At 28.3% G+C, this 15,977-nt stretch carries 18 protein-coding genes; 13 read left to right on the forward strand and 5 right to left on the reverse strand.

The features are described from left to right. Position 1: 1 nt before the first annotated feature. Positions 2 to 1,129, reverse strand: a complete 1,128-nt coding sequence (locus ACNSOS_RS06075) for an MlaE family ABC transporter permease (protein WP_418184579.1) — start codon at positions 1,127 to 1,129, stop codon at positions 2 to 4. 180 nt (positions 1,130 to 1,309) lie between these two features. Here ACNSOS_RS06075 and luxS point away from each other — a divergent pair, with 180 nt between their 5' ends. The 4 genes from luxS to ACNSOS_RS06095 are packed head-to-tail and all read left to right on the forward strand — an operon-like array spanning position 1,310 to position 3,867. After that, entirely contained in the window at positions 1,310 to 1,825 is a 516-nt protein-coding gene (gene luxS, locus ACNSOS_RS06080; RefSeq protein ID WP_418184580.1) for an S-ribosylhomocysteine lyase, read from the forward strand. A gap of 2 nt (positions 1,826 to 1,827) precedes the next feature. Then, a complete protein-coding gene (locus ACNSOS_RS06085; protein ID WP_418184581.1) occupies positions 1,828 to 2,268 on the forward strand; it encodes a hypothetical protein in 441 nt (146 codons plus the stop codon). Continuing rightward, positions 2,269 to 3,009 (forward strand): tRNA (5-methylaminomethyl-2-thiouridine)(34)-methyltransferase MnmD, encoded by a 741-nt coding sequence (locus ACNSOS_RS06090; RefSeq protein ID WP_418184582.1) that lies wholly within the window; start codon positions 2,269 to 2,271, stop codon positions 3,007 to 3,009. A 45-nt stretch (positions 3,010 to 3,054) separates the two neighbouring features. Further along, positions 3,055 to 3,867 carry a D-alanyl-D-alanine carboxypeptidase family protein gene (locus ACNSOS_RS06095; protein WP_418184583.1) on the forward strand — a complete coding sequence of 271 codons (813 nt, stop codon included), beginning with the start codon at positions 3,055 to 3,057 and terminating at the stop codon, positions 3,865 to 3,867. Positions 3,868 to 3,874: 7 nt separating this feature from the next. On the opposite strand, the gene ACNSOS_RS06100 is transcribed toward ACNSOS_RS06095, so the two are convergent. The 3 genes from ACNSOS_RS06100 to ACNSOS_RS06110 all read right to left on the reverse strand — a co-directional run bounded on the left by ACNSOS_RS06100 (position 3,875) and on the right by ACNSOS_RS06110 (position 8,520). Continuing rightward, complete coding sequence (locus ACNSOS_RS06100) at positions 3,875 to 4,372, reverse strand: hypothetical protein (RefSeq protein WP_113894808.1); 498 nt, start codon at positions 4,370 to 4,372, stop codon at positions 3,875 to 3,877. A 33-nt stretch (positions 4,373 to 4,405) separates the two neighbouring features. Then, positions 4,406 to 7,879 carry a methionine synthase gene (gene metH / locus ACNSOS_RS06105; protein ID WP_418184584.1) on the reverse strand — a complete coding sequence of 1,158 codons (3,474 nt, stop codon included), beginning with the start codon at positions 7,877 to 7,879 and terminating at the stop codon, positions 4,406 to 4,408. Between the two features lie 68 nt (positions 7,880 to 7,947). Next, positions 7,948 to 8,520 (reverse strand): hypothetical protein, encoded by a 573-nt coding sequence (locus ACNSOS_RS06110; RefSeq protein WP_418184585.1) that lies wholly within the window; start codon positions 8,518 to 8,520, stop codon positions 7,948 to 7,950. A gap of 118 nt (positions 8,521 to 8,638) precedes the next feature. Between ACNSOS_RS06110 and ACNSOS_RS06115 the strand changes: the two genes are divergently transcribed. The 9 genes from ACNSOS_RS06115 (at position 8,639) to ACNSOS_RS06155 (ending at position 14,729) form a co-directional block, all read left to right on the forward strand. Continuing rightward, positions 8,639 to 9,559, forward strand: coding sequence for a branched-chain amino acid transaminase (locus ACNSOS_RS06115; RefSeq protein ID WP_418184586.1), 921 nt, complete (start codon positions 8,639 to 8,641; stop codon positions 9,557 to 9,559). A 45-nt stretch (positions 9,560 to 9,604) separates the two neighbouring features. Beyond that, entirely contained in the window at positions 9,605 to 10,690 is a 1,086-nt protein-coding gene (locus ACNSOS_RS06120) for a prohibitin family protein (RefSeq protein WP_113894812.1), read from the forward strand. Between the two features lie 38 nt (positions 10,691 to 10,728). Further along, positions 10,729 to 10,995, forward strand: coding sequence for a hypothetical protein (locus tag ACNSOS_RS06125; RefSeq protein ID WP_113894813.1), 267 nt, complete (start codon positions 10,729 to 10,731; stop codon positions 10,993 to 10,995). Then, the gene (gene hisIE / locus ACNSOS_RS06130) at positions 10,995 to 11,675 is read left to right on the forward strand and encodes a bifunctional phosphoribosyl-AMP cyclohydrolase/phosphoribosyl-ATP diphosphatase HisIE (protein WP_418184587.1); all 681 of its coding nucleotides are present in this window, start codon (positions 10,995 to 10,997) and stop codon (positions 11,673 to 11,675) included. Before ACNSOS_RS06125 ends, hisIE begins: the two co-directional genes overlap by 1 nt. Before the next feature lie 91 nt (positions 11,676 to 11,766). Beyond that, complete coding sequence (locus tag ACNSOS_RS06135) at positions 11,767 to 12,024, forward strand: DUF2116 family Zn-ribbon domain-containing protein (protein WP_113894815.1); 258 nt, start codon at positions 11,767 to 11,769, stop codon at positions 12,022 to 12,024. 26 nt (positions 12,025 to 12,050) lie between these two features. Next, a complete protein-coding gene (locus tag ACNSOS_RS06140; protein WP_418184588.1) occupies positions 12,051 to 12,395 on the forward strand; it encodes a MerR family transcriptional regulator in 345 nt (114 codons plus the stop codon). Between the two features lie 183 nt (positions 12,396 to 12,578). Then, on the forward strand, positions 12,579 to 13,058 hold the full coding sequence (gene ectA, locus ACNSOS_RS06145; protein ID WP_418184589.1) for a diaminobutyrate acetyltransferase: 480 nt from the start codon (positions 12,579 to 12,581) through the stop codon (positions 13,056 to 13,058). Next, on the forward strand, positions 13,055 to 14,335 hold the full coding sequence (gene ectB, locus ACNSOS_RS06150) for a diaminobutyrate--2-oxoglutarate transaminase (RefSeq protein ID WP_418184590.1): 1,281 nt from the start codon (positions 13,055 to 13,057) through the stop codon (positions 14,333 to 14,335). The genes ectA and ectB overlap by 4 nt, the downstream gene beginning before the upstream one ends. A gap of 1 nt (position 14,336) precedes the next feature. Then, positions 14,337 to 14,729: an ectoine synthase gene (locus tag ACNSOS_RS06155; protein WP_418184591.1), complete on the forward strand. Its 393-nt coding sequence runs from the start codon at positions 14,337 to 14,339 to the stop codon at positions 14,727 to 14,729. Between the two features lie 32 nt (positions 14,730 to 14,761). Here the strand turns inward: ACNSOS_RS06155 and ACNSOS_RS06160 are convergent, their stop codons facing one another. Further along, the gene (locus tag ACNSOS_RS06160) at positions 14,762 to 15,934 is read right to left on the reverse strand and encodes a P-loop NTPase (protein WP_418184592.1); all 1,173 of its coding nucleotides are present in this window, start codon (positions 15,932 to 15,934) and stop codon (positions 14,762 to 14,764) included. Positions 15,935 to 15,977: the final 43 nt, after the last annotated feature.

The following is a 15,977-nucleotide window of genomic DNA, read 5'->3' on the forward strand; positions in this document are numbered from 1 at the left end:
CTTATATTCCCATTTGAGTGAATATTACAGAGAAAACTGCATCTAGTAAAATAACTACAAATATAGCATTTACAACACTAATTGTTGTATATTTTCCTATACTTGTAGTGTTGTTTTCTACTTGAAAACCTCTAAAACAACCAATAATTGCTATAAAAAATCCAAAAAATATGGCTTTAAATACTCCTAACAATAAGTGTTTTACTGGAACTTCATTGTGCAGTCTATTTACAAACTCTACAAATGTAACATCTAAACTTGTATATGCTATCACCATTCCACCCATTACCCCAATAATATCTGCAAAAAAAACCAATAAAGGTAAAGATATACTCAAAGCAAAAATTCTAGGTAGTGTTAAAAAAAGTATTGGATCAAAATTCATAGTTCGCATAGCATCTATCTCTTCTGTTATCTTCATAGCACCTATTTCTGCTGTGTAAGAACTTGCACTTCTTCCAGCAATTACAATAGCAGTTACAAGAGGAGCTATTTCTCTAAACATAGTTATACTTATCATCTCAACAACAAAGATATTTGCTCCAAATTTTTCAAGTTGAACCGCACCTTGATAAGCAATAACAACTCCAACTAAAAAAGAAGTAACAGCAACTATCAAAAGTGCATTTACTGCTGAAGTTTCGATATATTTTAGTGTAGCTTGAAATCTTATTTTTTTGGGATTTAAAAGTGAGTATATAAAAAAATAGAAAACTTCTCCAACAAAATTTATAAATAATTTTGTTGAACTATATATCTCATAAGTTTTTTTACCAATGCTTTCAAAAAATTGATTTATTTTTTTTTTGCCTTTAAAAGCTTCATCTTGATAATGTTTTTTATAAAATTCATAAGAGTTTTTGTATTTATCAAGATTTACCAAAGTGATATTTTCTTCTTTAAAATTCTTTAAAAATGATAATAAATAGATGATAGCAAGGCTATCTAACTCTTTTAAGTTTTGAAAATCTATCGTTAATTTTCTAATTTTTGAAATATTTAACTCTTTAATTTTCTCTATGATAAAAGGGATAGTTTGTTTATCCCAAATATCTAATAATATAAGTTTATAGTTATTTTCTACTATTTCTAAAGCAAAATATTTAAAATTTTTCATATGTTCTTTCATCAAAAATAAAATGCTTTATAGTATCTAATTTTTGTAAAAATAATCTTTTTTAAACCTAAATAAAATCTAACTCTTCACTCTATGTCTTTTCATTATTAAATACATAAGCAAATATATTGTCTCTTACTTTTCTTTGGATATAATCTTTTTTATATTTAAACATATTTCAAAGGATTTTTTATGCCATTATTAGATAGTTTTAGAGTTGATCATACTATTATGCCAGCACCTGCTGTACGGGTTGCAAAAGTTATGCAAACTCCAAAAGGTGATGATATCACAGTTTTTGATTTAAGATTTTGTGTACCAAATAAAAAAATGATGAGCGAAAAAGGAACTCATACTTTAGAGCATCTTTTTGCTGGATTTATAAGAAACCACTTAAATTCACCAACAGTTGAAATCATTGATGTTTCTCCTATGGGTTGTAGAACTGGATTTTATATGAGTTTGATTGGAACTCCAAATGAGCAAGAAGTAGCCACTGCTTGGAAAAAAGCTATGGAAGATGTTTTAAAAGTAGAAAAACAAAGCGATATTCCAGAACTAAATATTTTTCAGTGTGGAACATGTGCTATGCACTCACTTGATGAAGCAAAAGATATAGCTCGTGATATTTTATCTTCACAAATTGGTGTGATGTCAAATGACAAACTATTTTTAAGTGAAGAAAAACTTATCGGTTTAGGAAACTAAACTTGGAAAAAAAGCTAGAACTTTTCAAAGGTTTATTTAGTAACTATATAAATATCTCTATTTTGCATATTGACAATAATCTTGGCTTAGTAAACAGCACTTTAGAAGAGATAAAAAACAAAAATCAAGGAAAAGTAAAATATATATCTTTTATTGATGAAAATAGTGCAAAACTATCAAATGCAAGAGTTTTTGAATATATAGTTTTGAGTAATATTTTATCTTACTGCACAAATAAAGAAAAGATTTTAAAATCTCACTACAAAGCCTTAGAAAACTCTGGAAATATCATAATCTTAGAAAAAATATCAAATGACAATAGATATGAAATTTTAGATATGTTAGAAAATCTTGGATTTCAAGCACCAAATACAATAGAACTTTTTGATGATGTTTTGATTTTTACTGCAAAAAAGATGCACCATTGGGGATATGGTTTATAGATGAAAGAAGATATTTTAGTAACCACAGATGACGGTTCAAATACACTTTTTTCTTTAAAATACAATCAACACTTTCACAATACTCAAGATGGTGCTATAAATGAAGCACTAAATAAACATATAATTCCAGCTTTTACATATCATAAAGACAAAAAAGAGCTAAATATTTTAGATATTTGCTATGGTATTGGTTACAATACACTGGTTACTATTTATTATGTTTATAAAAATAATTTAGATATAAAACTCAATATTTATTCTGTTGAATTGGATTTTGATTTGATAAAATCTTTAAAAAATTTTACTTATCCAAAAGAGTTTGAAAAATTCAAAAATATAATCAATGAAATATCTAAAAATCAAAAATATGAAGATCAAAATATCAAAATAGAAGTTGCTATTTTAGATGCAAGAAAATATATACGACAATTACCAAAAGATTTCTTTGACATAGTTTATCAAGATGCTTTTTCAAGTGATGTAAATAAAGAACTTTGGACAAAAGAGTATTTTGATGATATTTATAAAATATGTAAAAAAAGTGCCATTTTAACAAGCTATGCAATAGCAACTTCCATAAGATTATCGATGTATGAAGCTGGATTTTTTATATATGAAGCAAAACCAAAACTAAAAATAACATTAGCACTAAAAACAAAACAAAATATATCTGCAAAATATATTGATATGGAATTAAAAAAAATTCGTAACCCAAATGCAAAATCTTTATATGATATTTAATATGTTTTGATTATAATTTTGCAAATTTTTCGCACAAGGAACAAAATGCGACTATCAAAAATCATTCTTATCTTACTCTTTGCCCCTATTTTAGCCTTTTCTTATAGTGATAAACAAGTTTTTCAACAAATCCAAAAAGATTTAGATTCAATAATTGTAAAAGATTTAAATAAAAAACAGCTAATTTTTCAAAAAGATGCAAATCAAAAATTAAGCCCTGCAAGTCTTACAAAAATTATGACTTCTATTATTGCAATAGAAAGTGGAAAGATGGATAAAGTTGTAACTATTACAAAAGAGATGAAAAATGTTGAACCAACTATTATGAATTTTAAAGTTGGAGAAAAATTTTATTTAAGAGATTTAGTAAATGCAGCTATGATAAAATCAGCAAATGATGCAGCAAATGCAATAGCCATATATTTAGGAAATGGAAATAAACAAAAATTTGTAAATATGATGAATGCCAAAGCAAAAAAATTAGGAATGCTCAACACAAACTTCCAAAACCCTTGTGGATTTGATGCTCCAACACATAAAAGTACAGCTAGTGATTTATTAAAACTTACAGAATATGCAATAAAAAATAAAACTTTCAATACTATTGTAAAAAAAGAGAATTACACTTTTCAAGCTATAAATACAAAACGAACTTACAAAATGCACACTAGCAATAAACTTCTTCCAAAAGAGAAATATATGGTTGGTGTAAAAACTGGATATACAAGTAAGGCTGGACCTTGTTTAATAGCTCGTGCAAAAGATGGGAAAAAAGATATTTTATTGGTTATGTTAAACTCTCAAAATAGATGGGAAAATACAAAATTAGCTTTAGATACAGTTTTAAAAAATAGATAAACTTCTACTATAAAGTAGAAACTTTATCTAAAATATACTTTTGTAAATCCCTTTTTGGAATCTCTTCTCTCATAGCTTCTTCAAAAATCTGATTTACTTTTTTACTATACTCTTCATAAGCAAAAAATGGGAAATGAACTCTCCAAGCCTTTTTTATAACCTCTTGTGTCATCATCTCTTTTATCTTATCTCTAAAGAAGTTAAATCCTATAAAAATCAATGCTGTTACTACCATTCCTCCAACTATTGAAATATGTGGATCAATAATTGCTAAAGTTTTATGTGTCAATAAAGATATTGGTATAAGTATTGCTAAAATTAAAACTATATATACAAAATATGCTCTTGCTAATTTCAATCTAAAGCCCAATCTTCCAGCATCAACTTCCATTCCATTGTTAAACTGTCTTGAAGCAACTAATAAATCTTTTAAAAGTATTGGTTGCTTTGAAGTGTTATAAACAAAATTTAATACTTTGCTTATCATATTTTTTTCTTGTAACATTTTTCTCCCCAATTTTTTGATAATAATTCTATCTTAAACATTATAATAATTTGCTTCTTTATTATGTACAACAATAGCACAAGTTGTTTGTTCAGGATGCATTTGGAAAGTTTCACTAAGTTCTATTCCATATTGTTCTGGATTTATCAAATCAAAAATATCTCTATTTTGACTTAATTCTGGACAAGCAGCATAACCTGGAGAATATCTACAACCAACATATTGTTTCATCTGAACATCACTTAATTTATGTCCTTCATTTGGCACAATATTCCAATCAAGTCTTATTTGCTTATGTAAAACCTCAGCTAAAGCTTCTGCAAGTTCAACACCAAGTCCGTGAATCTGATAATATTTTGTAAATTCACCTTTGTCGTAAAACTCTCTTTCATAATCACTTATTTTTAACCCAGCACTTGCAAGTGTAAATCCTACAACATCCAATCTATCATTTGCAAAAAAATCAGCTATACATCTAAATGGTTTTCTTCTTTGTCTTGGAAACTCTAAAACTTTTATAGCTTCACTCAAAGCTGGTACTTTTTTTGCTTCTTCAAGATTATTAAAAATATATTTTTTATCAAAAATATAAAGTTTATTATCATGAGATATGCAAGGAAAATACTCTATAATTGAAATTGGGTCAAAAATATTTTTAGCTATCAATTCAGCTTTTAAATCTTCATATAAAGGTTCAACTACATCTTTTTCATACTTTTGAAAAGCTTCTGGAGTTTGTTTTCCTCTTTTATATCCCCATCTTTGTCTAAATAAAACTCTATGATTTATCCATTTGAAAATCAAATCTTTATCCAATTCATCACCAGTTTTTGCAACTCTTTCCCAATATGGTGGACAAATAAACTCTCTTTTTGGCATAGAAATCTCTTCATAAGGTGGTATTTCGATAACCTCTTTTTCAACTCTATCACTTGTATCAATTCGCTCGATTAAATCAGCTGCAAGTGCAGTGTTATTTATATCTCCTTTTTCAATTCTTTGCATAGAAATAACTCCATCAAAAGCATCTCTACAATAAAAAATTGGTCCATCATAAAATGGTCTACAATAATCATCAACAAAGTTTTTTGTTAAAGCTGCCCCACCTAAAAGAATAGGGATTTTTATACCCATTTTTTGTAACTCTTCAAGATTTTCTTTCATAACAGCTGTACTTTTTACAAGCAATCCACTCATTCCCAGAGCATGAGCATTGTGTTCTTTTAATTTTTCAACAAACTGTGATAAATCAGCTTTTATTCCTATATTTACAACTTTAAAACCATTATTACTTAATATAATATCAACTAGATTTTTACCAACATCGTGAACATCACCTTTTACTGTTCCAATAATAAGTGTAGTTTCACTAGCTTTTTCTTGTTTTGGTAAATATGGATTTAGTGTATCAACAGTTGCTTTCATAGTTTCAGCACTTTGAAGTACAAAAGGAAGTTGCATTTGACCGCTTCCAAAAAGTTCTCCTATGATTTTCATTCCATCAATTAGCCACTCATTTACAATAAGTTCTGGAGCAACTGTATCTTTTAACTCCATCACAAGTGGTAACATTCGTTCTTTATCACCATCAAGTAAAAGTTTTTGAACTTTTTGTATTGGTTCAAGTTTTTGATACTCTTCATCACTTTGTTCTTCTTGTCCAACTGCATTTGAAAAATGTTCAATAAATTTAAATAGTGGGTCACCATTTTCTTGATTGTTGAAAATCAAATCATCACAAGCTTTTTTATCTTCTTGGCTTATTTTATTTAATGGAATTATATGCTTCACATTTACAATAGCACTCGTAAGCCCTGCTTTTACACAATGATCAAGATATATAGAGTTTAAGTAAACTCTTGCATTTACACTAAGCCCAAAAGAGATATTTGATAAACCTAAAGTTGTTCCAACTTCTGGATGACGAATTTGAAACTCTCGAATTGCTTCCATAGTTTCAATTCCAGCTGTTCTATACTCATCATCACCACTTCCAATAGTAAATGTAAGCATATCAAATACCAAATCACTTCCATCAAAGCCATGTCTATTTACACATAAATCATAAATTCTCTCTGCAACTTCAAGTTTTCGTTTCTTATCTTTTGCCATTCCAACTTCATCAATAACCAAACAAACAAGAGCTGCACCAAATTTTTTAGCTAAGCTACAAACTGCATCAAACTTCTCTTCTCCATCTTCTAAATTTACAGAATTTATGATACATCTTCCACCAATTTGTTTTAAAGCAACTTCTAAAGCTTTTATTTGTGTAGAATCTGGCATAAGAGGAAGTGATATTTTTTGAGAATATAAAGCCACAACTTTATCCATATCATGTGTTTCATCTCTCCCTGCAAATCCTACACTTACATCTATTACATGAGCCCCTGCACGAACTTGCTGTTGCCCTACACTCAAAGTTCCCTCATAATCATTGGCTTTTAAAAGTTCTCTAAAAGCTTTACTACCAGTTGCATTGCTTCGTTCACCTATTAAAAGTGGAGCTGGTTCTTGTTTTAATGGAACTACATTAAATAGTGATGCCAAAGAAGCCTTTAAAAACCCACAAGGTTTTAATGGAACAATATCTTTTACTGCATTTGCTAAAGCCTCAATATGTTGTGGTGTTGTTCCACAACAACCACCTAAAAATGAAACTCCATTTATGTTCAAAAACTCCTTTTGAAGTTCAGTAAATTCAGCTGGTTGCATAGGATAATAAGTTTTCCCACCTCTATTTTGTGGTAAACCTGCATTTGCATGAACTGAAATTGGGAATTTACAAACTTCACTTAGAGTTTTTACATGTTTTTGAACTTGCACTGGTCCTGTTCCACAGTTAAATCCAAGTGATAAAATATTAAATGGTGATAAGATAGCTGCTATTGTCATAGCATCTGTTCCAATTAACATAGTTCCACTTAATTCAATTGTTACTGATACCATAATTGGGATATGTGGAGCAACATCATTTAGTGCATGAAGTGCAGCTTTTATTTGAAGAGGATCTTGACAAGTTTCAAGTAAAAATATATCTGTTCCTCCATCAGCCAAACCTTGTGCCATAATTTTATAGCCTTCATACATATCATCATATTTTATATGCCCTAAACTTGGCAATTTTGTACCAGGTCCAATAGATGCTAAAACAAATTTTGGTTTATCTTTTGTAGCATATTTATCGCAAGATTTTTTTACAAGTTGAGCACCTAATTTTGATAACTCATAACTTAAATGTCCTATTCCATACTCATCTAAAACCCAAGGCATAGAACCAAAAGTATTTGTACTTATCAAATCCGCACCAGCTTGTGCATACTCATCATGTATTTTTTCAAGTATATGAGGAGCAGTTAAATTTAGAAGTTCATTACAACCTTCTAAGTTTTCATTTTCAAAAATCCACTCTTGATCTTTTATATCTGCTAATTGAAGCTGTGTTCCCATAGCCCCATCTATAATTAAAACTCTTTGTTTTATCAAATTTTCTATTATTTGTTTCATCTTTTTTCTTCTATTATCATATCTTTATTTTTAAATAAGTATATATTATATTTTAACTTTACTAAAAACTATTCAAGTTCTAAATTAGAACAATCAGTTTTTACCCCATCAATCAAAGTAATATAATATTTATCATCAATTTTCGTCAAATAAAATATTGTGTTGTATGTAATGATAACCTCTATACTATTTTCTAAAACTTCTTTTATAAAATCTTTTCTTTGAATATTTTGTTCATTTAAATAATCTTCCAAATATTTTTCAGTATTTAAAGATATAAAAACTCCATCTTGATTCCAACCATATAAAGCATCATTATATGGACTACAATAAAAATTTACATCTTCATTTTTTATTTCAAAAGAACCTACATAATTATCAATTTCTTCTAATTTTTGTTTATTTGTAATTAAAATCTTTCCATCTTCAATATTAACTTCATAAAATCCAAATTCACTATTTATATAACTCTTATTTAAGGTTTGTAAATCATTTTTTCCTATGAGATATAAAATATATTTTATATGGCTTAAAAGATTTTCATTCATTTGTATCTTTTCTGGTTCTTTTAGATGTTTTTGGTTTAAAGAACATCCACTAAAAAGGGCAATCATTAATATAATAAAGAGATTTTTAAACATATATTTATCCATTTTTTTAACTTCTTCTATATTACATTTTTTATTCTTAGAACTTATTTTAATTATCTTTTGGATAATATTATTGATTAAAAAATTCAATTTTAGGATACTAAATACAATGACTGAAGCAAAATATATTTGGATGGATGGAGAATTTACTCCTTGGAATGATGCAAAAGTTCATGTTCTTTCTCACACTTTACACTATGGAAATGGTGCTATTGAAGGAACAAAAGCTTATAAAACAGTTGATGGAAGATGTGCAATATTTAAATTAAAAGAACATACTCAAAGACTTCTAAATTCATCAAAAATGACTTTAATGAATGTACCATTTTCACTTGAAGAGTTAAATAAAGCTCAAGTTGAATTATTACAAAAAAACGACCTTACAAATGGTGCTTATTTAAGACCTTTAGTTTATTTAGGTTACGGGGTAATGGGACTTTATCATAAAGATGCTCCAGTACAAGTATCTATTTCTGCTTGGGAATGGGGAGCTTATTTAGGAGAAGAAGGTCTAAAAAAAGGTGTAAGAGTTAAAATTTCTTCATTTACAAGAACTCCAAATACTTCTGGTATGGGAAAAGCAAAAGCTGTTGCAAACTATTTAAACTCTCAAATGGCAAAATATGAAGCAGTTGAAGCTGGATATGATGAAGCTTTACTAAGAGATGATCAAGGATATATTGCTGAAGCATCTGGAGCTTGTTTCTTTATAGTAAAAGATGGAAAACTTATAACTCCACCAAATGATAACTCTTTAGAGTCAATTACGCAAGCAACAGCTATTGAGTTAGCAAATGATTTAGGAATTGAAGTTGTTAGAAGAAGAATAACAAGAGAAGAAATTTATGTAGCTGATGAAGCATTTTTCACAGGAACTGCTGCTGAAATAACTCCAATTAGAGAAGTTGATGCAAGAGTTATTGGTTGTGGTTCAAGAGGTGAAATAACAGAAAAAATCCAATCTGCATATTTTGATGTAGTAACTGGTAAAAATCCAAAATATACAAAGTATTTAACATATATTAACTAATATAAATTATTATATACGACAAAAAATTTAATTTGAAGGAAAAATATGCCAATAGATAACGACTATTTTAAAAACAGGCAACAAGGTAATAAACCAAATAACGGAGGAAATGGTGGAGGTGGAAATTTCCAACCACCTTTTGAAACTCCAGAGTTCTTTAAAAATTTTGGGAAAAAAGCTGGAATGCTTTATGCTGTAATTATTATCATTGGAGCTTTATTTTTATTTAAGCCTTTTGTTATTATTGAATCTGGACAAGTTGGTATCAAGGCAACAACAGGAAAATATGATGAAACTCCATTAAACCCAGGGTTTCACTTCTATATTCCAGTAATACAAAAAGTTATTGTAGTTGATACAAAAGTAAGACTTTTAAACTATAGAAGTGTTGAAGAAATAAGTGGATTTGACCCAAGTATCAAAATAAATGGAGCAATTAGTGTTTTAGATAGTAGAGGTTTACCTGTTTCTATTGAATTAACAGTTCAATATAGACTTACAGCTTCTGGTGCACCTGCAACGATTGCAACTTGGGGACTTTCTTGGGAAGATAAAATTGTAAATCCAGTTGTAAGAAATGTTGTAAGAAATGTTGTTGGAGGATATAACGCTGAATCTTTACCAATGCAAAGAAATGAAGTAGCTTCGCAACTTGATACTTTAATAAAAGAACAAGTAAATGAACTAGCTGATGGTTCTGTTAGTATCGAATCTGTGCAATTAAGAGAAATTGTTTTACCTGAAAAAATCAAGGAACAAATTGAAAGAGTTCAAGTAGCAAATCAAGAGGCTGAAAGAGTAAGATATGAAGTTTTAAGAGCAAAACAAGAAGCTGAAAAAAGAGCTGCTCTTGCAAGTGGAGAAGCTGAAGCTAGAAGAATTGAAGCTCAAGGTAGAGCAGATGCAGTTACAATAGAAGCAAAAGCACAATCTGTTGCTAATAAAGTGATTGCAGATTCTTTAACACAAAACTTACTTCAAATGCAACAAATTGAAGTTCAAGGTAAATTCAATGAAGCTTTAAGAGAAAATAAAGATGCGAAGATATTCTTAACTCCAGGTGGTGCAACTCCAAATATTTGGGTTGATACAAAAGATAAACCTAGAGATACAATAATAAATCAAAAATAGATAAGAGCTTAAGCTCTCATCTATATGGAGAGTATAATATGAGATTTTATTCAATATTTTTTATAATTATTTTACTTTTTAGCTCTTTGTTTGCAAAAAATATAGAATCTGTCTTAAAAATAAAACCTCCTATAAAATATCATCTCAATCACAAATATAAAGAAATTTTCATATATAAAGATCCTAAGTTAGAAAAAGAAGAGAGTAAATATGATTTTGGTATTGATTTAGATATAAACAAAGAACTTATGACTATTGATAAACTAAAAATTGATGTAGGTACAAAATTTAAAGGAATAAACTAATGAAAGAACTTGAAATTGTAGATTGGAAAAAAATGAATAATTTAGTTCCTGTTATTACTCAAGATAGTACATCTAATAATGTTTTAATGCTTGGATATATGAACAAAGAAGCTTTAGAATTGACTCTTAAAACAAGGTATGCACACTATTTTAGTAGAAGTAAAAATAGAATTTGGAAAAAAGGTGAAAGTTCAAACCATACTCAAAAAGTTATTGATATTTTTTTAGATTGCGATAATGATACAATTTTACTAAAAGTCATTCAAGAAGGTGTTGCTTGTCATACTGGAAGAAAATCTTGTTTCTTTACAAAACTTGAAAATAACACGATAATTGAAGATATAAAAATAGATACTTCATCTGCCTATGGAGTTGTTGATACTTTATATCACACAATTCAAAGTAGAAAAAATGATGATATTGAAAAATCATACACAGCTAAACTTTTAAATGGTGAACAAAATTCTATGCTTAAAAAAATTGTTGAAGAAGCAGGAGAGTTTTGTTTTGCTATTAAAGATAACAATGAAAACGAAGCAATATACGAAGCTGCCGATGTTACATATCATATTTTAGTAGCACTTGCTAGTAAAAATATAAGCCCTGATAGAGTAAAACAAGAGTTAGCTAGAAGATTTAATATTTCTGGAATAGAAGAAAAGAATTCACGAAAAGTTTAGTAAATTATTAAAATTCCTTATGCAAATAAGTTGCATTTAATAATCACTTGTTATAATGCACCAATTTAAAACTTGCTTTAAAGGAGTTAAAATGACAAATACTTGTCAATACTGCTCTAAGAAAATACCAATTTCAAAGGTTTTCTGCTCTCCGACTTGCAAAGAAAGTTACTTTCAAAAAATTGCGATATCGGTACCAAAACCTTTTATAAAAAAATTGTACTTTTTTTGTACAAAAGAAGAAAAGGATTATGAGATTAAATCATTCGCCCAAAGACATAATTGGCATGAAGATCTTGTATTAGAAAAAGTTGAAGAGTTATTTCAAGAGTATTATAAGTGTGGGTAATTCCACACTTTTTTTAAAGTAAAAATATGGCACTTTTAAATAATCAAAAAAATGTTTTACCACTTAGTAGTATTTCTGAACTTTTAGATACAAAAACAAGAACTCTAAAAATATATGAAGAAAAATTGCTATTACCACAAAACCAAGATAAATCAATTAAAAAACTTTATTCAATAGATGATATACAAATGATTGCATTTGTCCATTATCTTGCAAGTATAAAAAAGATAAATTCCAATGGTATAAAATATATTTTAGAAATTCTTGAAGAAAATATGGATGATAACCATAAAAAAGAGTTTTTAAATATTATAGAAACAAAGCTAAAATCAATATCTACAAAAGATGTACAAGAACTAAGTAATTTCTAATTTCATAAAATAAATCCCTATAAATTCCACATATTATTGTAATAAATATCAAAATTCAATATGTATTGTATGCATTGTTAAGTTTTATTTAAAATTTTTATGTTAAATTACTACTCATTTTGTGTAAATATTTTACATATTATATGTAATATTTTTACATAATTTAATATTTAAAGGAGAATAATGCTGACCAATCTTATTTACAGAAAACCCGTCAAGAAAGACTCAAAAGATATAGTAAATATCATAAAAGAATGTAGAGTTTTAGACTTAAACTCAGAGTATTTATACTTACTTCAAACTACTCATTTTAAAGAAAGTTGTTGTGTTTTAGAATATAACAACAAAATTATAGGCTTTGTATCAGGATATTATCTTCCAGAAGACCCAAAAACACTTTTTATTTGGCAAGTTGCTGTTGATGAACAATATAGAGGTAAAAATCTTGCCTTTAGTATGATAAAGGATATCATAGATAGAAGAGAAATAGATTTTTTAATTTCTACTGTTTCTCCATCAAATACATCATCAACAAAAGTTTTTGAAAAAGTTGCACAATATTTTAATACAAAACTTGAAAAAAAAGCTCTATTTACACAAAATGACTTTTGTGAGTTTCATGAAGATGAAGTACAATTTACAATAAAAAAGGAGATATTATGAGAATATTTGAAAATTTTGAATCAGAGGTTCGTGGATATATAAGAAGTTTTCCAACAATATTTAAAAAAGCAAAAGGTTCTATTTTAACAGACGAACAAGGAATAGAATATATAGATTTTTTTGCAGGAGCAGGAACATTAAACTATGGACATAACAATGAACATATTTCTCAAGCTTTGATAGAATATATACAAAATGATGGTATTGTACATGGTCTTGATATGGCAACAACTGCAAAAAAAGAGTTTATTCAAACTTTTCATGAACTTATACTAAACCCTAGAAATTTAGAATATAAACTTCAATTTACAGGACCTACTGGAACAAATGCTGTTGAAACAGCATTAAAATTAGCACGTCTTGTAAAAAAAAGAAGTAATATTATTGCATTTACAAATGGTTACCATGGACTAAGCCAAGGAAGTTTAGCAGTAACAGGAAATAATCAATATAGAGATGAGAGTTATATTAGCAGAACAAATGCTACTTTTATGCCTTATGATGGCTATTTTGGAGATTTCAATACATTAAAATATCTTAGAAAATTTATAGAAGATAGTAGTAGTGGTGTTGATTTACCAGCTGCTATTATACTTGAGACAATACAAGGAGAAGGTGGTATAAATGTCGCTTCAAAAGAGTGGTTACAAGAACTTGATTCTATTTGCAAAGAGTTTGATATTTTACTAATAATAGATGATATTCAAGTTGGGAATGGAAGAAGTGGAGAATTCTTTTCATTTGAATTTGCTGGAATTAAACCAGATATGGTTACTTTATCAAAATCTATTGGTGGAGGGTTACCTATGGCTTTACTTTTATTCAAACCTGATTTAGACCAGTGGAAACCAGGAGAACATACAGGAACTTTTAGAGGAAATAATCTAGCTTTTGTTGCTTCAAAAGTATCTTTAGAACATTATTGGAAAAATGATGATTTATCAAATGCAGTAAAATATAAAGAGAATATTTTGAAAACAAAACTTGAAGAAATAGCAAATAAACATAGAGATATTTGTACAATAGATGTAAGAGGCAGAGGATTAGCTTATGGTTTTGAGATAAAAAATGATACAAATATTGCTGGAGAATTATCAAGTTATTGTTTTAATGAACAATTAATAATCGAAACTTGTGGTTCAGTAGGACAAGTTGTAAAATTTTTACCTCCACTTTTAATAAGTGAAGATTTACTAATAGAAGGTCTTAATAGATTTGAAAAGGCATTTGATAAACTACTAAAAGATAAAGCAAATAGATTAAATAAGGAGTATTAAAATGATAGTAAAAGATATAAAAAACATTATTCGTACTTCAAAAGAAATACATGCAAAAGATGGACAATGGTGTAGTAGAAGAATGCTTTTAAAAGATGATAAAATGGGGTTTTCTTTTCATGAAACAATCATAAAAGCAAATACAAAAACACACATTCACTATAAAAACCATCTTGAAGCTGTTTATTGTGTAGGAGGAAATGGAAAAATTGAAGATTTGAAAACAGGAACTATACACGATATTTATGATGGAATTATGTATGCTTTGAATAATAACGATGAACACTACTTATATGGTGGTAGTGTTGATATGAGGCTTATTTGTGTGTTTAATCCACCACTAGCTGGATTGGAAAATCATGACGAAAATGGTGTTTATTCACTAATAAATTAAATTTTGAATAGGAATCCCTATTCAAAATATTTTTAGTGACAACCACATCCAGTCCCACATCCACCACTTTTTTTAGCTTCATGTTCTGCTTTTATTTTTTGTCCTTCAGTTGAACAAGCACTAACACCTGCTGGCATAATTGGTTGAATATCAGCATTTGAAACCTCATCTTGGCTATCCAAAATAGAGATCAATTTATCTGCAGCTATCATATATCTTTTTGCTGTAATTGACTCTGGTTCAAAATAAACAATTGGTTTTCCACTATCTCCACCTTTTCTAATAGCTGGTTCTATAGGAAGATTTCCTAAAACTTGAGTATTGTACTCTTTTGCCAAATCTTCACAAGTTCCCATACCAAAAATATCACTTTCAGTATTACAATTTGGACAAATAAACCCACTCATATTCTCAACTATTCCAGCAACAGGAATATGAAGTTTTTGAAACATATCTAAACTTCTTCTACTATCATCAAGTGCAACATGTTGAGGAGTTGTTACATTTATTCCAACACTTACTGGGACACTTTGAGCTAAAGTTAGTTGAGCATCACCTGTTCCTGGAGGCATATCAATAAATAATATATCCAATTCTTCCCATAAAATATCTGTTAAAAGTTGCTGAATTGCTTTCATTATCATAGCTCCACGCCAAATAACAGCTTCTCCCTCTTTCATCAAAATACCCATTGACATAACATCAACACCATAGGCATTCAAAGGTTTTGCTTTATTCCCTAAAACTTCAACTTCCATCCCATTTACACCCATCATTCTAGGTATATTTGGACCATAAATATCAGCATCTAAAATACCAACTTTTTTACCTTGCATAGCACTAGCTACTGCTAAATTTACAGTTGTAGTTGATTTTCCAACTCCACCTTTTCCAGAACTCACCATAACAATTTTTTTAATCTGTGGAGCAATATTTTTTCCACTTACACTATTACTTTGTTGAGTTTGTTCTTTTGGTTTATTAAAATTTATTGTTAAATGTAAACCAAAAGAGTTTAAACAGGCTGAAATATCTTTTCTTAATTCTTCTTCAACATCTTTTGCAGTTGATGTAATATCCAACAAAATTGTACAATTTTTATCATCAAGTAAAATATCCTTTACAAATCCAAATTCAACAATTGATTTTGAAAAGTTAGGATATTTAACACTTTCTAAAGCTTTTTTAATATCTTCTATTCTCATTTTAAATCCTTTTTATTTGAAGCAAGGAATTATATTTTAATTA

Origin of the sequence: Aliarcobacter vitoriensis, from assembly GCF_048320235.1 — a bacterium.
GTDB classification, from domain to species: Bacteria; Campylobacterota; Campylobacteria; order Campylobacterales; family Arcobacteraceae; genus Aliarcobacter; species Aliarcobacter vitoriensis.